Here is an 18,762-nt window from a genome sequence, read left to right on the forward strand (position 1 = left end):
TCGGCCTTCGGCCTCACCCCCGGGATATTTGAGGCAATTGGAAGCAGGAAACCTCTCGTCTTCCAATCGCTCCAAATATCCCGGGGGTGAATTTTGCCGTCAGGCAAAAGAGGGGGCAGCGCCCCCTCCCTGTTTCAGCCATCGACGCGGATGCGGCTATTCGACGGGTCGTGCGGGCTGTCCTCGGCCACCACGGCATCCCATTCGGCGAGGCGCATCTTCACCTTCAGCCTCGTGCCCGGTTCAGCCAGATCGGGGCGGACATAGCCCATGCCGATCGACGTGCCGAAGGCCACCGAATAACCGCCCGAGGTCAGGCGCCCGACCTTCTCGCCGTCGAGCAGGATCGCCTCCTTGCCCCAGGGATCGGCATCCTCCGGCCCGTCGATCAGCAGCGTCACGCATTTCGCGCGGATGCCGGTATCGAGCATCGCCGCCTTGCCGTGGAACTCCTTCTCGAGATCGACAAAGCGGTCGAGACCGGCCTCGAGCGGCGTCGCGTCGCGGCCAAGCTCGGTGCCGAAGGCGCGATAGCTCTTTTCCTGGCGCAGCCAGTTCTGAGCCCGCGCGCCGACAAGCTTCAGCCCGTGCTTCTCGCCCGCCTCGAGCAGCAGGTTCCACAGGTAGCGGCTCATCTCGATCGGGTGGTGGAGTTCCCAGCCAAGCTCGCCGGTATAGGCCACGCGCACCGCGCGCACCGGGCACATGCCGAGCTCGATGTTGCGCCAGCTGAGCCAGGGGAAGCGCTTGTTCGACAGCACCGTCTCGGGAACCGCGTCCTTCACCACCTCGTTCAGGATCGCCCGCGCAGTCGGGCCGGCGATCGCGAAGACGCCCCATTGCGTGGTGACGTCGTGGATGTCGAGGTGACCGCCGCCGGCCGCCATGAAGTCTTCGGCCGATTTCATCAGGAAGTCGGCGTCATAGGCGGTCCAGGCCCCGGCCGAGACGAGATAGTATTCGTTCTCCGCGAGCCGCACGATAGTATATTCGGTGCGGGTGGTGCCGGCCTCGGTCAGCGCATAGGTCAGGTTGATGCGGCCAACCTTCGGCAGCTTGTTGCAGGTGAAGGCGTCGAGGAAGGCGGTGGCGCCCGGGCCGCGCACGAGGTGCTTGGTGAAGGCGGTGGCGTCGATCAGGCCGGCAGTCTCGCGCAGCGCCGCGGCCTCGGCCTTGGCATATTGCCACCAGCCGCCGCGACGGAAGCTGCGGCTGTCATGGTCGAAGCTTGCCGGCGCGTCGAGCGGGCCATAGTAGTTCGGCCGCTCCCAGCCGTTCACCTGGCCGAACTGCGCGCCAAGCGCCTTCTGCGCGTCATAGTTCGGCGCGGTGCGCAGCGGCCGGCAGGCCGTGCGTTCCTCGTCGGGGTGGTGCAGGATGAAGACGTGCTCGTAGCATTCCTCGTTCTTGCGCGCCGCATATTCGGTGGTCATCCAGCTGCCGTAGCGCTTCGGATCGAGGCTGGCCATGTCGATCTCGGCCTCGCCCTGGGTCATCAGCTGGGCCAGGTAATGGCCGGTGCCGCCCGCCGCGGTGATGCCGAAGCTGAAGCCCTCGGCCAGCCACATGTTGCGCAGCCCCGGCGCCGGGCCGACCAGCGGGTTGCCGTCGGGGGTGTAGCAGATCGGGCCGTTGAAATCGTCCTTGAGCCCCACCGTCTCGGAGGACGGCAGGCGGTGGATGAAGGACATATATTCGTTCTCGATCCGCTCGAGGTCGAGCTGGAACAGGTCGGCGCGGAAGCTGTCCGGCACGTCATAGAGGAAGCGCGCGGGGGCGTTGCGCTCGTAGGGGCCGAGGATCCAGCCGCCGCGTTCCTCGCGCACATACCACAGCGCGTCGGAATCGCGCAGCACCGGGTGTTCGGGGTTGCCCGCAGCGCGCCAGGCGACCAGCGCCGGGTCGGGCTCGGTCACCACATACTGGTGCTCGACCGGGATCGCCGGGATCTTGATGCCCAGAAGCCGGGCGGTGCGCTGCGCGTGGTTGCCGGTCGCGGTCACCACATGCTCGGCGCGCACCTCGACGAGTTCGCCCGAGCCGACCAGCATGCCGCCCTTCTCGACCATCTTCTCGAGCGTGACGATCCATTCGTCGCCGGTCCAGAAATAGCTGTTCACCTGCAGCTTGCGGTTGATCTCGACGCCGCGCTGGCGCGCGCCCTTGGCCATCGCCTGGGTCACGTCGGCGGGGTTGATGTAGCCGTCCTGCGGGTGGAAGAGCGCGCCCACGAGGTCGTCGCAGCGCATCAGCGGCCAGCGCTCCTTCATCTCCTTCGGGCTGAGGAACTCGTGATAGACGCCCGCGGTCTCGGCGACCGAGGAGTAGAGCATGTATTCGTCCATGCGCTCCTGGGTCTGCGCCATGCGCAGGTTGCCGACGATGGCGAAGCCCGCGTTCAGCCCGGTTTCCGCCTCGAGCGTCTTGTAGAAGTCGACCGAGTACTTGTGGATATGGGTGGTGGCGTAGCTCATGTTGAAGAGCGGCAGCAGGCCCGCAGCGTGCCAGGTCGAGCCCGAGGTGAGCTCGTCGCGTTCGACAAGCATCGTCTCCCAGCCGGCCTTCGCCAGATGATAGGCAATCGACACGCCGACGGCGCCACCGCCGACGACCAAAGCTTTGACATGGGTTTTCATGGGCGATTCCTTAGAGGTCCTGCCCTCAGTTCTGACAGTTTGACGCAGGCTCGGGGCGTTCCACCCGACGCTTGCGGGCGAAAAGCGACATGCACGACGGACGCAGCCGCGCCGTCCCGTCCCGGACGGACGGAATGAAGAAGGCCCGGAACTTCGCCCCGGGCCTTCCTGCGTGTCAGACCATGCCCGGCACCACCAGATCCGGCGGCCGGTGCCCGTCGGCAAAGGTCTTGATGTTGATGATCACCTTCTCGCCCATCTCGGCGCGGCCCTCGACCGTGGCCGAGCCCATATGCGGCAACAGCACCACGTTCGGCAGGTTGCGCAGCTCGGGGTTGAACTCGGCGCCATATTCGAACACGTCGAGCCCGGCGCCGGCAATCTCGCCCGCCCTCAGCCCGCGAACGAGCGCATTCTCGTCGATCACCTCGCCGCGCGAGGTATTCACCACCACCGCCGTCGGTTTCAGCATCTTCAGCCGGCGCGCGTTCAGCAGGTGGAAGGTCGAGGGCGTGTGCGGGCAGTTGACCGAGATCACATCCATCCGCGCCACCATCTGGTCGAGGCTTTCCCACCAGGTCGCCTCGAGCGGCGCCTCGATCTCGGGGCGCAGCCGGCGGCGGTTGTGGTAGTGGATCTGCATGCCGAAGGCGCGGGCGCGCTTCGCCACTGCCTGACCGATCCGCCCCATGCCGAGGATGCCAAGCCGCTTGCCGCCGATCCGGCCGCCAAGGAAGGCATTCGGCGCCCAGCCCTTCCAGCTCGCGGTCTGCATCGCCTGAAAGCCCTCGGGCAGGCGCCGGGTGACCGAGAGGATCAGCGCCATCACCACATCGGCGGTGTCCTCGGTCACCACGCCCGGGGTGTTCGAGACGAGGACGCCGCGCTGGCGCGCCGAGCTCACGTCGATATGATCGACACCGGCGCCGTAATTGGCGATCAGCTTCAGCTTCTGGCCGGCGCTGGCGCGGGCCAGCATGTTGGCGTCGATCGTGTCGCTGAGGGTCGGGACGAGGACATCGGCGCGCATCATCGCCGCGACCAGCTCCTCGCGGGTCATCGGCGCATCGCTCTCGCGCAGCTCGACGTCGAACAACTCCTTCATCCGGGTCTCGACGACCTCGGGCAACCGTCGCGTCACGACAACAGTCAGTCGCGGTGCGGGCATGACTGGACTCTCCTCTCTTCCAAACGCCTCTGCTTGGGTGCAAAGTGGCCTTCAACGGGGCAAGGCACAAGGCCCCGGCAGAGCAGATATGGCATAAAAGTGGATGTTAGCGCAATTTTATTGCGCGGCCGTTGCGTCAGGACCGATGCGGCGGGGCGTCCCGGGTGGGCAGGACGATGCGGGCAGGCAAGAGCACGATGATGGCGCTGGTTCTGGCGCTGGCGCTGACCGGCGCAGCACTGGCACAGGAGGAGGAAGACGATTCTCCCCCGCCCTCGGATCTCGATGTTTCGCTTGCCGTTGCGGCGCAGAATGGGCGCGGGCCGGTGACCAACCTGCCGCTGCCGCGCTATGTCTCGCTGAAGGGCTCGGAGGGCAACGCGCGCCGCGGCCCCTCGCTCAGCCACCGCATCGACTGGGTGTTCAAGCATGCCGGCATGCCGCTGCGCATCACCGCCGAATTCGGCCACTGGCGCCGGGTCGAGGACCGCGACGGGGCCGGGGGCTGGGTGCATTACGCGATGCTGTCGGGGGTGCGCACGGTGATCGTCGAGGAGGACATGACCCAGCTCCATGCCCGCGGCGACGAGAAATCCGCGGTGGTGGCCCTTGCCGAAACCGGCGCCATCGCCAAGCTTGGCGACTGCACGATCGATTGGTGCGAGATCAGTGCCGGCGATGCCGACGGCTGGGTGCCAAAGACCAAGATCTGGGGCGTCGACCCCAAGGAAATCCGTGACTAGCCCGCCCTGACGCGATACGGACGGGGCCCGAAAACGACTCAGGACCGGTGCCATGTCCTATAGTGAAGATCAGCAACGCCTGAACCTCTCGGCCGGGCTTGCCTCGGTCGGTGTCGCGGCCGCACTCGTCGTGCTCAAGCTCTGGGCGCTGTGGGCGACGGGGGCGCTGTCGATCGCCGCCTCGCTTGCCGACAGCGCGATGGACCTGCTGATCTCGCTCGCCGGGCTTGGCGCCATCGTCTATGCCGCCCGCCCTGCCGACGAGGACCACGCCTTCGGCCATACCTCGGTCGAGGATCTGACCTCGCTCGGTCAGGCGATCTTCGTCTTCGGCTCGGGCTGCGCGATCCTGTGGGCGGCCGGCCACCGGCTGGTGACGCCCGAGCCGCACGCGCTCGCCGCCGAGGGCGCGGGCATCGCGGTGATGTCGGTCTCGGCGGTGGTCACGCTCTTCCTCGTCGGCTGGCAGGCGCGCGTCGCGAAACGCACCGGCAACAAGGTCGTCGCCGCCGACATGCTGCATTACGTGGGCGACCTGATGCCGACGCTCGGCGCAATCCTCGCGCTGATCCTGTCGGCGCAGTTCGGCTGGTCGCGCGTCGACAGCGTGGTGGCGATCCTCGCTGCGCTGATCATGCTGCGCGGCGCGGCGAAGATCGGCGTCGAGGGCTGGCACGCGCTGATGGACCGCTCGGCCCCGCACGAGGTGGTCGAGAGCATCGCCGAGATCGCGCAGATCTGGCCCGGCGTGCGCGGCTTCCACGACCTGAAGACCCGCACCGCCGGGGCGAAGCTCTTCGTGCAGCTGCATATCGAGCTTGACCCCGAGCAGTCGCTGATGGCCGCACACGAGATCGCCGCCAGCCTGAAGCGCGCGATCATCGAGGCCTATCCGCAGGCCGACGTGATCATCCACATGGACCCCTGGCTGCGCGACAAGCGGCGCTGAGAGGGGCAGGCCCCGGGGGGCGCGGCCCCCCGAGGTATTTCAGTCAAGATCAAAGGGAACGCGGCGCTCAGGCCACGTCCAGAAGCCCGCGCCCCTTCAGCAATGCCTCGACCCCGGGCATCTTGCCGCGGAAATCAAGCCATTCCTCATCGGCCGGGCGCGAGCCGCCCTTCGACAGGATGCAGGCCTCGAGCCGCTTCGCGGTCTCCGGATCGAAGGGATTGCCGGTCTCTTCGAAGGCGGCGAAGGCATCGGCGTCCATCACCTCGGACCACATGTAGCTGTAATAGCCCGAGGAATAGCCGTCGCCCGAGAACACATGGCTGAAATGCGGCGTCGCGTGGCGCATCCGGATCGCATGCGGCAGGCCGATCGCGGCCAGCACCTCGGCCTGTTTCGCCATCGGATCGGCCGGGGCGGCGCCGTCATGGAACTCGAGATCGACGAGCGCCGAGGCGATGTATTCGACGGTCGAGAAGCCCTGATCGTAGGTGCCCGCCGCCAGCAGCTTGTCGCGCAGCGCCTTCGGCATCGGTGCGCCCGTCTGCCAGTGGCGCGCGTGTTTCTCGAGCACCTCGGGCACGTCGAGCCAATGCTCGTTCAGCTGGCTCGGCAGCTCGACGAAATCGCGCGCCACCGAGGTGCCCGAGACGAACTGATAGGTCACGTCGCTGAGCATCTGGTGCAGCGCATGGCCGAATTCGTGGAACAGCGTGCGGGCGTCGTCATGGCTCAGCAGCGCCGGCGACCCCTTGGTGAAGTTGCACACGTTGACGACGATCGGATGGGTCTCGCCGCCCAGCTTCTTCTGGCTGCGCATCGCCGAGCACCAGGCGCCCGAGCGCTTCGAGCCGCGGGCGAAATAGTCGCCGAGGAAGACCGCCACATGCCGGCCCGCGCGCGTCACCTCCCAGCCCCGCACGTCGGGGTGGTAGAACGGGCCGTCGAGTTCGCGGAACTCGAGCCCGAAGAGGCGGTGCGCACAGTCGAAGACCGCGCCGATCATCGCCTCGAGCGAGAGATAGGGTTTCAGCGCGGCCTCATCGAAGTCATGCTCGGCGACGCGGCGCTTTTCCGAGTAATAGCGCCAGTCCCAAGGCTCGAACGTGCCGTTGAGACCGTCGGCATGCATCATCCGGGTGAGGATCTCGGCATCGGCCTCGGCGCGCGCCTTCGCCGGTGCCCAGACCCGCATCAGCAGGTCGCGGACATGCTCGGGGGTCTTTGCCATCTCGGGCTCGAGCTTGTAGGCGGCAAAGCTCGGATAGCCCAGAAGCTTCGCCCGCTCCTCGCGCAGCGCGAGAATCTCGGCCGCGTTCGCGCGGTTGTCGGTCGGCCCGCCATTCGCGCCGCGCGCGGTCCAGGCCTCATAGGCGAGCTCGCGCAGCTCGCGGCGCGGGCTGAACTGCAGGAAGGGCACGATCAGCGAGCGGTTGAGGGTGAGCACCGGCCCCCCGGCGCCGCGCTCGCGCCCGGCCTCGCGCGCCGCCTCGACGACGAACGCGGGCAGACCCTCGAGGTCTTCCTCGGCGAGCGGGCGGAACCAGTCGCGCTCGTCGGCGAGCAGGTTCTGCGAGAAAGCGGTCGAGAGCACCGCAAGGCGCTCCTTCACCGCACTCATCCGCGCCGCCGCCGCGCCCTCGAGCGCCGCACCCGAGCGGATGAACATCTTGTAATAGAGCTCGAGCACCCGTGCCTGCTCGGCCGTCAGGTCAAGCGCCGCGCGCCCCTGCCACAGCGCCGCGACGCGGGCGAACAGCGGCCGGTTCATCGTCACCTCGGAGGCGAAGGCCGCCATCTTCGGCGCCAGATCGCGCATCAGCGCCTCGCGCGCGGGCGTGCTGTCGGCGCCGGCGAGGTTGTAGAACACCCCCGCCACCCGGTCGAGCAGCCCCTCGGCCAGCTCCATCGCCTCGATCGTGTTGGCAAAGCTCGGCGCCTCGGCGGTCTCGGCGATCGCCGCGATATGCGCGCGCGCCTCGGTCAGCGCCGCCTCGAAGGCTGGGGCGAAATCCGCGTCGCGGATCTCGGCGAAGGGGGGAAGCTCGAACGGGCCGGTCCAGCCGGCCAGAAGCGGATTGGTCATCGCATGTCTCCTTTGCGCTCAAGCTAGGCGTGCGGGGCGCCAAGGAAAAGGGCCGGAGCGGGGCGCTGCCCCGCACCCCGGAGTATTTTTGCCAAGAAAAAGCCTCCGGGCTTTTCCTGGCCCAAATACTCCCGCCGGAGGCGCCTGTCAGCGCGCGGGGCCGCGCCGGCGCAGCCGGGTCTCGAGCCGGCGCAGGGCCAGAGACAGGGTCACCGTCATCGCGAGATAGAGCAGCGCCACCATGTTGTAGGTCTCGAGATAGCGGAAATTCCCCGAGGCCGCGACCTTGCCGAGTTGGGTGATATCGGCCACGCCCAGCACCGAGACGAGCGAGCTGTCCTTGACCATGGCGACGAAGTCATTGCCGAACGGCGGCAGGATGGTGCGCAGGGCCTGCGGCCAGACGATCAGGCGAAAGCGCAGCCAGGGGCCAAGGCCGAGCGCCGAAGCCGCCTCGATCTGGCCCTCGGCGACCGAGAGGATGCCGGCGCGGAAGATCTCGGCGAGAAAGGCGGCATAGGCGAGGATCAGCGCGAAGACCGCACGCGCGATCAGCGGCACGGCCCGGGTCTGCACCTCGGGCAGGCCAAGCGCGTTCCAGCCCGCGAGGACGAGCGGCACCAGCGCGAAGGCGACGTAGAGGAGCAGCACGACGATCGGCACGCCGCGCATCACCTCGACATAAAGCCGCGCCGCCTGCCGCAGCCAGAGGTGGCGCGAGAGCGAGGCGACCGCGAGCGCGAGGCCAAGCGCCATCGCGCCGAGAAAGGCCGTGACGGTGACCGCAATGGTGATGCCGATGCCGCGCGACAGCGTGGCGAGGATGCGCGCATAGACCGGATCGCGCGCCACCATCACCGCGACGGCAAGGCCCGCGGCGGCGAGCACCACGAGCCACCAGGGAAAGTCACGGCCCTCGTCGCGTCTCATTCCCCGAGCTTGGTGTCGACGAACCACTTCTTCGTCAGCTTCGCGAAGGTGCCGTCCGATTTCATCTCCTTGATCGCGGCGTCGACCGGGGCGACCAGCGTGGAGCCCTTCGGGAAGATGAAGCCGAAATCCTCGGACCCGAGCCGGCCGCCGACGATCTTCAGCGCACCGTTCGAGGCAGCGGCATAGGCTTCGCCCGCGGCGCTGTCGGTCAGCACGAGATCGACATCGCCCGCCTTCAGCGCCTCGAGCCCGGCGCCGAAGGTCTCGAACATCTTGATGCGCGGGTTCGCCTCGTTGCCGTCGAGCACCTCGTAGACCCCGACATAGAAGGGCGTGGTGCCGGGCTGCGCCGCCATCAGCAGCTTCGGATCGGCGGCAAAGCCTTTCGCGTCGGAAAAGCGGGTCTCGTCGCCGCGCACCAGCATGATCATCTCGGACCGCATGTAGGGGGTCGAGAAATCGACCGATTCCCTGCGGTCGTCGCGGATGGTGATGCCGTCCATGCCGATGTCGAACTGGCCCGAGGAAATTGCCGGGATCATCGCGTCCCAGCTCGAGTGCTGATAGTCGACCTGCATGTTCAGCCGCCGGGCGATCTCGTTCATCGCGTCATATTCCCAGCCGACGGCGACGCCCTCCTTGTCGAGGAATTGCAGCGGCGGGTAGGTGTTCTCCGTGACCACCGTGACGGACCGGCCGCCAAGGTCGGGCAGCTCGGCGAAGGCCGGTGCCGCAGCAAGCAGGATGGCGAGGAGAAAAGGGACTTTCATTGCGACGATGCTCCGCGGGACAATACTGCGGCCAAGGCTATGCCCGGCCCCCTAAGGTGTCCAGCGGCGCCCCGTGCCCGGCCCCGCAAACCGGACAGTCGTTGCGCCGTTTCACCACGATCTGCCGGCTTTCGCCCCAGAGCGCATCGTGGATGAGCAGCCGCCCGCGCAGGCCCTGCCCGGCACCGGTGATTTCCTTGATCGCCTCGCTGGCCATCATCGCGCCGATCACGCCCGGCAAGGCGCCGACCACCCCCGCCTCGGCGCAGCTGGGGGCAAGCCCCGCAGCCGGGATCACCGGAAAGACGCAGGCGAGGCAGGGCGCGTCATGGGCCGGGTCGAACAGGCTCAGCTGCCCTTCCCATTGCGCGATCGCGCCCGAAAGGAGCGGCTTGCCCGCCGCGACGCAGGCCCGGTTGACGAGATGGCGGGTGTCGAAATTGTCGGAGCCGTCGAGGATCAGGTCATACTCCGCGATCAGCGTGCTGGCCTCGGCCTCGGTCAGGCGCAGGGCATGGGGGCGCACCTCGATGTCGGGGTTCAGCGCCAGCATCGCGTCACGCGCCGAGGCGACCTTGGGCCGGCCGATGTCGGCGGTGCGGTGGATCACCTGGCGCTGCAGGTTCGAGAGCGACACGGTGTCGTCATCGACCACGCCGATCGTGCCCACCCCTGCCGCCGCCAGATACAGAAGCACCGGCGCGCCAAGCCCGCCCGCGCCGATCACCAGCACCTTCGCCGCCTTCAGCCGGCGCTGCCCGGTGCCGCCCACTTCGCGCAGGAAGATGTGGCGGGCATAGCGCTCGAGCTCTTCGGGGCTCAGCGTGCCGGGCTTCGGCTCGGCGGCCTGCGGCGGCGCCGGTGCGGGTTCCGGCAGCGGCTGCGCATGGGCGCGCAACCAGCGCAGCCCGGTGCGATAGCTCAGCACGACCGCGGCCACCGCCCCAAGGCCGAGCCAGCCCGCGAGCGAGCCGCCGACCGCGCCGCGCAGCGGGTGCCCTTCGGCGAAGATCAGATAGGCCAACACGAAGCCTGCCCAGAGTGCCGCCAGCACGGTCAGGATCAGCCGCCCCGGCACCCGCAGCACGAGGCCGAGCGCGATCACGCCCGCAAGCAGCACAAGGCCGGTCATCACTGCCTGCCGGTCGAGCCGAAGCCACCCGCGCCGCGTTCGGTCTCGCTCAGCGCCTCGGCGAACTCGTAGCGCGCCTGCACCACCGGGGCGATCACCGCCTGGGCGATACGCTCGCCGTGGTGGAGCGTATAGGGCTCACGGCCGAGGTTGATCAGCAGCACGCCAAGCGGGCCGCGATAGTCGCTGTCGATGGTGCCGGGCGTGTTCGGCAGGCTGATCCCATGCTTGAGCGCCAGCCCCGAGCGCGGGCGGATCTGCATCTCGAACCCCTCGGGGATCTCGACCAAGAGCCCGGTGGGCACCACGGCGCGCTGCAGCGGATAGAGGGTGAAGCCGTGCATCCGGTCGTCGGGCTTCAGGTTGGCCCGGATATCGGCTCCGGCCGAGCCCGGGGTCTCGTAGCGCGGCAGGGCGATCTCGGGATCGGCCCAGTCCTCGCGCATCACCTTGATGATCGGCGTCACCTGTCGTTCCTTCCCTGTCTCAGCCGGCATTCAGCGCGGCGGCAATGCGGGCGGCCAGACGCCGGGCGACGGCATCCTTGCCCATCCGCTCCCAGCTTTCGGCGCCCGCGGCGTCGATGATCGTCACCGCGTTCTCGCTGCCGCCCATGATCCCGGTGGCGGGGCTGACGTCATTCGCCACGATCCAGTCACAGCCCTTGCGGGCGCGCTTCTCGGTGGCGTGGCGCAGCACGTCATGGGTCTCGGCGGCAAAGCCCACGACCAGGCGCGGCCGCCCCTCGCTGCGGCGCGAGATCGTGGCGAGAATGTCGGGGTTCTCGGCGAAGTCGAGCGCCGGGGCGCGGCCGGTGCCGTCCTTCTTCATCTTCTGCCCGCTTTCGTTCGCCACCCGCCAGTCGGCGACGGCGGCGGCAAAGACCGCTGCCTCGGCGGGCAGCGCGGTCTCGACGGCGGCCAGCATCTCGCGCGCGGTCTCGACCCGCACCACCTCGACGCCCGCGGGCGGCGGCACGGTGGCGGGCCCGGTGACGAAGGTCACCCGCGCGCCAAGGTCGCGCAGCGCCGCGGCGAGCGCCGTGCCCTGCGCCCCCGAGGAGCGGTTGGCGATGTAGCGCACCGGGTCGATCGGCTCGTGCGTCGGGCCCGAGGTGACAAGGATGTGCCGCCCCGAAAGCGGCCCCGTGGTCAGCGCCTGGTCGATCGCCGCGACGATCGTGGCGGGCTCGACCATCCGGCCCGGGCCGAACTCGCCACAGGCCATGTCGCCCTCGGTCGGGCCGGCGAAAAGCACGCCATCGGCCCTGAGCGTCGCGATATTGCGCTGCGTCGCGGGGTGGTCCCACATCCGCACGTTCATCGCCGGCGCGATCAGCACCCGCTTGTCGGTGGCCAGAAGCAGCGTCGAGGCCAGGTCATTCGCAAGGCCTGCCGCCATCTTCGCCATCAGATCCGCCGTCGCCGGCACCACCACGACCAGATCGGCCGCACGGCTGAGCTGGATATGGCCGATCTCGGCCTCGTGCGTCAGATCGAAGAGGTCGGTGTGCGCCGCCTCGCCCGCCAGCGTCGAGACGGTGAGCGGGGTGACGAACTGCGCCCCGGCCGCGGTCAGCACCGGCGTCACCGCCGCCCCCTGCCCGCGCAACAGCCGGATCAGTTCGGGCACCTTGAAGGCCGCGATGCCGCCGCCGATGATCAGAAGTATCCGCTTGCCTGCGAGCATCGTCCCCTCCGCCTTTCGCACAGCTTTAGGCGCGCCGCCGCGGGGGCGCAACTATTGGAAGGCCTTGCACGGGTCTTCGCGGGCGGCGGGCGGGGTGACGATCCAGACATCGAAGGGCTGCGCTCCCTCGGCCGGCGCCTCGATCTGGCCAAGCGCGAGAAGCGTCACCCCGGGCGCGGCCTTGCGGATCAGCGCGGGCACAGCGCGGTCGGTGCGGGCATGCCCCGATCCGGTGATCAGCGCCACCGGCCCGCCGGTCTCGGCCAGCGCGCGCAGCGTCGTCTCGGCAAAGGCGCCATCGCGCAGCCGCTGCGCCGCGACCATGCCGGGCAGGATCTCGGCCGGCAGGGCATTGCAATGATCGGCCTGCGTCTCGGCCTCGAGCTCGGCTTGCAGCGCCGCCGGATAGGGCTGATCGAGGCCGAAGCGCGCCGCCTGCGGGAAGATCGTCGCCAGCGGCTCGGTCATCGCGCGCCGCACCTCCGCGCGCGGCAGCGCCGCGCCATAGATCTTCGCCGCGGGCGCCGCTTCGAAGATCGGCGCATAGAGCGCGAAATCGGGCCAGCCGGCCGCGTCCCAGCCAAGCGCCTTGCCCAGTGCCACAGGATCGGCGCGCAATTCGGGCGTGACCTTCGCCGCCTGTTCGGGGCTCAGCATCTCGAACACCAGCGCGGCGGGTTTCAGCGCCGCCACCGCGGCCGCCTGAGTGCGGTGGTGCAGGGCATTGTCATGCACCTCGCCCAGCACCGCGACCTGCGGCGGATCGGCGGTAATGCGGGCGACGAGCGCGTCGGCGGGAATCTCTTCGGCCGCGGCGGGCGCCGCGAGAAGGGCGAGGCAAAGGGCAAGTGTCTTCATGCGAAGAAACTTGCAACCTCCGGCCCGTGACCTTCAAGGCTTTTCCGCATCTTGCCGAAGGCCTGCGCCTCGAGCTGGCGGATTCTCTCCTTCGAGAGGCCCAGCTCGGCACCCAGACTTTCGAGCGTGCGCGGTTCGTCGATCAGCCGCCGCTCGGTGACGATGTAGCGTTCGCGCGGCGTCAGCCGCCCCATCGCCTCGTCGAGCCAGCCGCGCATCAGCGCGCCGTCGTGGCTTTCGGTCACCGCCTCTTCCGGGCTGGCGCCGTCATCCTCGAGCGTGTCGACCCATTCGCGCCCGTCCTCGTCGCCCGACTGCATCGCGTTGAGCGAAAAGTCCGAGCCCGAAAGCCGGCCCTCCATCATCTCGACATCGGCAAGCGGCACGCCGATCACCGCCGCCACCCGCTCGCGCAGCCGCGCGCCGTCAAGGCTGACGCCCTCGGCATCGGCCTCGCGCTCGATCTGCGCCTGCACACGCTTCATGTTGAAGAACAGCGACTTTTGCGAGCTGGTCGAGCCGGTGCGCACCATCGACCAGTTGCGCATGACGAATTCCTGGATCGAAGCCTTGATCCACCACACCGCATAGGTCGAGAAGCGCACGCCGCGCTCGGGGTCGAACTTGTCGGCCGCCTTCATCAGCCCGAGCGAGGCTTCCTGGATCAGGTCGTTCATCGGCGCGCCATAGCGCCGGAATTTCGACGCCATCGAGATCGCAAGCCGCATATAGGCGGTGACAAGGCGATGCAGCGCCTGCTCGTCGCGCCGGTCACGCCAGGCGCGGGCAAGCTCCGCCTCGGTCTCCGCGTCGAGATACTCCGCGCGCATCGCCCGCCGCGGCAGCGTTTCGTCTGTCATTCCATCGAGTGCCATGGCCAGTCTCCCGGGTCTCCCACCCAACTGTCGGCGTGCTCTGCCCCACCACTATGCCCGATCGGCGGCTTGATGTCTTGCCCGGCGAAAGGGTTCTCACAAAAAAGTTTAGTCTTTCATGCAGGATTTCCGGGCGTCGTTTTCGACACTCCGGCGGCCGGATGCGAAGTGCTGCCGTTATCGTTAACATTTCAGCAACCACGGTGCGCCAGGCTGGGACGATCTGGCGGAGGGGGCGATGGTCGCAAAGACCTACACCGTGGCGTTCGAGGGGGTCGAGGCGCGACTCGTCGAGGTGCAATGTGCGCTGGCCGCGGGCATGCCCGCCTTCTCGATCGTCGGTCTGCCCGACAAGGCGGTGAGCGAGGCCCGCGAGCGGGTGCGCGCGGCGCTCGCGGCATTGTCGATCGCCCTGCCGATGCGGCGGATCACGGTGAACCTGTCGCCCGCCGATCTGCCGAAGGAGGGCTCGCATTTCGACCTGCCGATCGCGCTTGGCCTGCTCGCTGCGATCGGCGTCGTGCCACCCGAGGAGGTCGAGGGGCTGGTCTCGCTGGGCGAGCTGTCGCTCGACGGGCGCGTGGTGGCGGTGAGCGGGGCGCTGCCCGCGGCGATGGCCGCGGCCGAGGAGGACCGCGCCCTCCTCTGCCCCGCCGCCTGCGGCGCCGAGGCCGCCTGGGTCGCCGCAACCCCGGTCTTTGCCGCGGCCACGCTGAATGACGCGATCCGCCACCTGACGACGCAGGCGCCGCTCGCCCCCGCCCGCCCGGGCGAGGTCACCGCCGCCACCACCACGCGCGATCTGCGCGACGTGAAGGGCCAGGAACGGGCAAAGCGCGCGCTCGAGATCGCCGCGGCGGGGCGGCATCACCTGATGATGGTCGGCCCGCCCGGCGCCGGCAAGTCGATGCTCGCCGCGCGCCTGCCCGGCATCCTGCCCGAGCTGACCCCCGTCGAAGCGCTCGAAACCTCGATGATCCACTCGGTCTCGGGGCTGCTCGGCGACGGCGGCATCTCGCGCAGCCGCCCGTTCCGCGAACCGCACCACACCGCCTCGATGGCAGCGATGATCGGCGGCGGCCGCGGCGCCCGGCCGGGCGAGGTCAGCCTTGCCCATAACGGCGTGCTGTTCATGGACGAATTCCCGGAATTCCCGCGCGCCGTGCTCGAAACCCTGCGCCAGCCGGTCGAGACCGGCGAGGTGGTGGTGGCCCGCGCCAACGCCCATGTGCGCTATCCCTGCCGCTTCCTGCTGGTCGCCGCTGCAAACCCCTGCCGCTGCGGCCATCTGGGCGATGCGGCCCGCGCCTGTGCCCGCGCGCCCGGCTGCGGCGCCGACTATCTCGGCCGGATCTCGGGGCCGCTGATGGACCGCTTCGATCTGCGCATCGAGGTGCCGGCGGTCGACTGGCGTGCGCTCGAGCTGCCCGCCGCAGGCGAGGGCTCGGCCGAGGTCGCGGCGCGCGTGGCGGCCGCCCGCGCGGTGCAGACGCGCCGCTTTGCCGAGGTGCCCGGGGTGCGGGTGAATGCCGAGGCCGAGGGCGCTCTGCTCGAAGAGATCGCCGCCCCCGATGCCGAAGGCCGCGCGCTTCTGGGCCGCGTCGCCGAGCGCTTCGGGCTGACCGCCCGCGGCTATCACCGGGTGCTGCGCAGCGCGCGCACGATCGCCGACCTCGACGGGGCAGACCGGGTCCGCCTGCCGCATCTGGCGGAAGCGGTCAGCTATCGCCTCACTGCCGGTCCGGCAGGCTGAGCATCTGCCGCGCCGCCCGCGCCGCATCGCTCAGCGCCGCGCGCGCCTCGGGCACCCAGCCGTCGAAGAAATGCCATACATGCAGCGCATCGGGCCAGCTCTGCACCGTGACCTCGGCGCCGAAGCCACGCAGCCGCTCGGCCATGCGCAGACTGTCGTCCCGCAGGATCTCGCTTTGCGAACAGTGCAGCAGCACCGGCGGACAGCCCGGGAAGGCCGCGAACAGCGGCGAGGCATCGGGGTCGTCGGCAGCATGAGCGCCAAGGTACAGCCGCGCCACCTCGTCGAGCCGCTCGGCCGGCAGCATCGGGTCGGTCGCCGCATTCTCGCGGATCGAGGCCCCCGAACCGGTCAGGTCGGTCCAGGGCGAAAAGGCGATCAGCCCGGCCGGCGGCGTGCCCCGTGCACACAGCCGCGCGAGCAGCGCGAGCGCCAGCCCGCCGCCCGCGCTGTCGCCCGAGAGCACGATCTGCCCCGGCGCATAGCCGCGCGCCATCAGCTCGTCCCAGACCGCAAGCGAATCGGTCAGCGCGGCCGGGTGCGGGTGCTCGGGCGCAAGGCGATGGTCGGGCAGGATCACCTCGAGCCCGGCCAGCCGCGCGAACCGCGCCATCATCGCCAGATGCGTGCGCGGCCCGCCCGCGACATGGGCGCCCCCATGCAGATGCAGCACAAGCGCGCCGCGCGCGGCCGGACCGGAGCGCACCGACAGCGCCGGCCGCCCGCCCAGCACCAGCGGCAGCGCGGCGACGAAGGGCGGCATGCGGAAGGCCAGCACCGCGCCCCGCTCCATCGCGCCGCGCGCCAGATCCGGGTCGATCACCCGCGCCATCTGCGGCTTCGCCAGCAGCCCCGCCAGGCGCCCGAGCAGCCGCAGCCGCAGACTCACCGCGTCGCCCGCTTCGCCTCGATCACCTGCCAGATCTTCTCGGCGATATTCGTGCCCTCGAAGCGCTCCAGCTCCAGGATGCCGGTGGGCGAGGTGACGTTGATCTCGGTCAGCCAGTCGCCGATCACGTCGATGCCGACGAAGACCTGGCCCTTCTCGCGCAGCACCGGGCCGATGCGGGCGCAGATCTCGAGATCGCGTTCGGTCAGGCCGACCTTCTCGGGCCGCCCGCCGACATGCATGTTCGAACGCGTCTCGCCCTCGGCCGGCACGCGGTTGATCGCACCGACGGGCTCGCCGTCGACCAAGATGATGCGCTTGTCGCCCTGCACCACGGCGGGCACGTATTTCTGCACGATCAGCGGCTCGCGGCTGATGCCGGTGAACAGCTCGTGCAGCGAGGCGAGATTGCGGTCGTTCGGATCGAGCCGGAACACGCCGGCGCCGCCGTTGCCGTAAAGCGGCTTCAGGATCACGTCGCCATGGCGCGCCTTGAATTCGCGGATCGTGGCAAGGTCGCGCGCGATCAGCGTCGGCGGCGTCAGATCCGGGAAGTTCAGCACCAGAAGCTTCTCGGGCGAGTTGCGCACCCAGAACGGGTCGTTGACGACCAGCGTCGCCGGGTGAATGCGCTCGAGGATATGGGTCGTGGTGATATAGCCCATGTCGAAGGGCGGATCCTGACGCAGCCAGACCACGTCGAAATCGGCGAGATCGACCTCGGCCTCGGCACCAAGGGTGAAGTAGTTTCCCTTCTCGCGCCGCACGGTCAGCGGCCAGCCGCGGGCAAGCACCCTGCCCTCGCGGTAGATCAGCTTGTCGGGCGTGTAGTAGAACAGCTCATGCCCCCGCGCCTGCGCCTCTTCGGCCAGCCGGAAGGTGCTGTCGGCGTCGATGTTGATCGCGCCGATCGGGTCCATCTGGATCGCAACTTTCAAGGCCATGTCGCCCCCTTTCGTTGCGCCCTTGATGCCCCGGCCTTGGCCGCGATGCAATCGGCTCAGTCGAAGTGATAGGCGTTCTCGAGAATCTCGATCCGCCCCTGCGCATCGACCAGCGCCACATCGAAGCGCCGGTCGAGATTGGCGCAATCGGGAGCGCCTGCGACGAACTCGTCGGCCGAGACGAAGATCCGGCGCATCTGCCGCCGGGTCAGCCGCTCGGCCGCCCAGGCATGGGTCTGCGCCCGCTTCACCTCGATGAAGATCACCGTGCCGCCCTCGCGCGCGATCAGGTCGATCTCGCCGCCATAGTGGCCACGCCAGCGCTGCGCGGCGATGTGCCGCCCCGCCTGCCGGTAATGGTCGGCGACCTGATGCTCGGCCGCAAGGCCGGCATGGTAGGACATCGCTCCGCTCATCTGCCCTTCTCCAGCTCCAGCGCGGCCTGATAGACCTCCCGCCGGGGCAGCCCCAGCAGGCCGGCCACTTCGGCCGCCGCATCCTTGACACTCATGCGCGCGAGACGTTCCCGCAACGCGGCTTCCACCTCCTCCGCGCCGACGACACGCTCGGCGGCGCGATCGACGAGGACAACGATTTCCCCCTTCACCGGCGCCGCGGAAAATTCCTCGGCGAGGGTGGCGAGCGTGCCGCGCCGCACCTCCTCGAATCGCTTGGTGAGTTCGCGGCAGACCACGGCAGCGCGATCTGCTCCGTATTCTGTCACCAGATCCCCTAACATTTCCCCAACGCGTTTCGGCGATTCGTAGAAAACCAGCGTCGCCGGCACGGCGGCGAAGTCGCGCAGCCACTTGCGGCGGGCGGAACCGCCGCTCGGCGGGAAGCCGGCGAAAAGGAACCGGTCGGTCGGCAGCCCGGAGACGGTGAGCGCCGCCAGCACCGCCGAGGGCCCGGGGGCGGCATAGACCGGATATCCCGCCTCGATCGCGGCGCGGCCGAGGTGATAGCCCGGATCCGAGACGAGCGGCGTGCCCGCCTCCGAGGCATAGGCGACCGACAGCCCCTCGCCGAGCGCCCGCAACAGCCGCGCCCGCGCGCCCTCGCCGCTGTGGTCGTGGTAGGCAAGGACCACCCGGCCGGCGAGCGGCACGCCGTGGATCTCCATCAGGTGGCGCAGGGTGCGGGTGTCCTCGGCGGCCAGCACGTCGGCCTCACGCAGGATATCGAGGGCGCGCAGGGTGATGTCGCGCGCCGCCCCGATCGGCGTCGCGATGAAGTGCAGCCCCGGCACAAGCGCCCGTCCGCCGGAAACACGTTCCCGCGCCGGCAGGCTTTCGCCGCCTTCCTCTTCCAGATCCATCGCCGGCACCTTTCGTCGC

Annotated in this window: 17 protein-coding genes; 3 read left to right on the plus strand and 14 right to left on the minus strand. The window is 69.3% G+C overall.

Annotated features, from left to right (window positions below):
• Positions 1–134 precede the first annotated feature (134 nt).
• Together EOW66_RS11565 and EOW66_RS11570 are read right to left on the minus strand one after the other, a co-directional pair.
• A complete protein-coding gene (locus EOW66_RS11565; RefSeq protein ID WP_128156505.1) occupies positions 135–2,636 on the minus strand; it encodes a GcvT family protein in 2,502 nt (833 codons plus the stop codon).
• Between the two features lie 175 nt (positions 2,637–2,811).
• A complete protein-coding gene (locus tag EOW66_RS11570) occupies positions 2,812–3,804 on the minus strand; it encodes a 2-hydroxyacid dehydrogenase (RefSeq protein ID WP_113899764.1) in 993 nt (330 codons plus the stop codon).
• Between the two features lie 176 nt (positions 3,805–3,980).
• Here EOW66_RS11570 and EOW66_RS11575 point away from each other — a divergent pair, with 176 nt between their 5' ends.
• On the plus strand, positions 3,981–4,547 hold the full coding sequence (locus EOW66_RS11575; RefSeq protein WP_164881103.1) for an SH3 domain-containing protein: 567 nt from the start codon (positions 3,981–3,983) through the stop codon (positions 4,545–4,547).
• Between the two features lie 52 nt (positions 4,548–4,599).
• Positions 4,600–5,496: a cation diffusion facilitator family transporter gene (locus EOW66_RS11580; RefSeq protein WP_113899766.1), complete on the plus strand. Its 897-nt coding sequence runs from the start codon at positions 4,600–4,602 to the stop codon at positions 5,494–5,496.
• Positions 5,497–5,563: 67 nt separating this feature from the next.
• Here EOW66_RS11580 and EOW66_RS11585 read toward each other — a convergent pair whose 3' ends face one another.
• The 8 genes from EOW66_RS11585 to EOW66_RS11620 all read right to left on the minus strand — a co-directional run bounded on the left by EOW66_RS11585 (position 5,564) and on the right by EOW66_RS11620 (position 13,839).
• A complete protein-coding gene (locus EOW66_RS11585) occupies positions 5,564–7,582 on the minus strand; it encodes a M3 family metallopeptidase (RefSeq protein WP_128156506.1) in 2,019 nt (672 codons plus the stop codon).
• 147 nt (positions 7,583–7,729) lie between these two features.
• Complete coding sequence (locus tag EOW66_RS11590; RefSeq protein ID WP_128156507.1) at positions 7,730–8,512, minus strand: amino acid ABC transporter permease; 783 nt, start codon at positions 8,510–8,512, stop codon at positions 7,730–7,732.
• The gene (locus EOW66_RS11595; protein WP_113899769.1) at positions 8,509–9,285 is read right to left on the minus strand and encodes a transporter substrate-binding domain-containing protein; all 777 of its coding nucleotides are present in this window, start codon (positions 9,283–9,285) and stop codon (positions 8,509–8,511) included. The genes EOW66_RS11590 and EOW66_RS11595 overlap by 4 nt, the downstream gene beginning before the upstream one ends.
• Positions 9,286–9,322: 37 nt before the next feature.
• The gene (locus EOW66_RS11600; protein WP_128156508.1) at positions 9,323–10,417 is read right to left on the minus strand and encodes a HesA/MoeB/ThiF family protein; all 1,095 of its coding nucleotides are present in this window, start codon (positions 10,415–10,417) and stop codon (positions 9,323–9,325) included.
• Entirely contained in the window at positions 10,417–10,884 is a 468-nt protein-coding gene (dut, locus tag EOW66_RS11605; RefSeq protein WP_206363696.1) for a dUTP diphosphatase, read from the minus strand. Before dut ends, EOW66_RS11600 begins: the two co-directional genes overlap by 1 nt.
• 19 nt (positions 10,885–10,903) lie before the next feature.
• Positions 10,904–12,106: a bifunctional phosphopantothenoylcysteine decarboxylase/phosphopantothenate--cysteine ligase CoaBC gene (gene coaBC, locus EOW66_RS11610; protein WP_128156510.1), complete on the minus strand. Its 1,203-nt coding sequence runs from the start codon at positions 12,104–12,106 to the stop codon at positions 10,904–10,906.
• Positions 12,107–12,157: 51 nt separating this feature from the next.
• Positions 12,158–12,964, minus strand: a complete 807-nt coding sequence (locus tag EOW66_RS11615) for a ChaN family lipoprotein (RefSeq protein WP_128156511.1) — start codon at positions 12,962–12,964, stop codon at positions 12,158–12,160.
• Positions 12,961–13,839 (minus strand): RNA polymerase factor sigma-32, encoded by an 879-nt coding sequence (locus tag EOW66_RS11620; protein ID WP_128156512.1) that lies wholly within the window; start codon positions 13,837–13,839, stop codon positions 12,961–12,963. The genes EOW66_RS11615 and EOW66_RS11620 overlap by 4 nt, the downstream gene beginning before the upstream one ends.
• A 238-nt stretch (positions 13,840–14,077) precedes the next feature.
• Between EOW66_RS11620 and EOW66_RS11625 the strand changes: the two genes are divergently transcribed.
• Positions 14,078–15,592 carry a YifB family Mg chelatase-like AAA ATPase gene (locus tag EOW66_RS11625; RefSeq protein WP_128156513.1) on the plus strand — a complete coding sequence of 505 codons (1,515 nt, stop codon included), beginning with the start codon at positions 14,078–14,080 and terminating at the stop codon, positions 15,590–15,592.
• Here the strand turns inward: EOW66_RS11625 and EOW66_RS11630 are convergent.
• The 4 genes from EOW66_RS11630 to rsmI are packed head-to-tail and all read right to left on the minus strand — an operon-like array spanning position 15,570 to position 18,743.
• Positions 15,570–16,481, minus strand: coding sequence for an alpha/beta hydrolase fold domain-containing protein (locus tag EOW66_RS11630; RefSeq protein WP_128156514.1), 912 nt, complete (start codon positions 16,479–16,481; stop codon positions 15,570–15,572). The genes EOW66_RS11625 and EOW66_RS11630 overlap by 23 nt on opposite strands.
• Entirely contained in the window at positions 16,478–17,425 is a 948-nt protein-coding gene (gene gshB / locus EOW66_RS11635; protein ID WP_128156515.1) for a glutathione synthase, read from the minus strand. Before gshB ends, EOW66_RS11630 begins: the two co-directional genes overlap by 4 nt.
• A gap of 56 nt (positions 17,426–17,481) precedes the next feature.
• Positions 17,482–17,841, minus strand: coding sequence for a YraN family protein (locus tag EOW66_RS11640; RefSeq protein ID WP_128156516.1), 360 nt, complete (start codon positions 17,839–17,841; stop codon positions 17,482–17,484).
• Positions 17,838–18,743, minus strand: a complete 906-nt coding sequence (gene rsmI / locus EOW66_RS11645; RefSeq protein ID WP_128156517.1) for a 16S rRNA (cytidine(1402)-2'-O)-methyltransferase — start codon at positions 18,741–18,743, stop codon at positions 17,838–17,840. Before rsmI ends, EOW66_RS11640 begins: the two co-directional genes overlap by 4 nt.
• Positions 18,744–18,762 lie beyond the last annotated feature (19 nt).

Source organism: Paenirhodobacter huangdaonensis, from assembly GCF_004022465.1.
GTDB classification, from domain to species: domain Bacteria; phylum Pseudomonadota; class Alphaproteobacteria; order Rhodobacterales; family Rhodobacteraceae; genus Rhodobacter; species Rhodobacter huangdaonensis.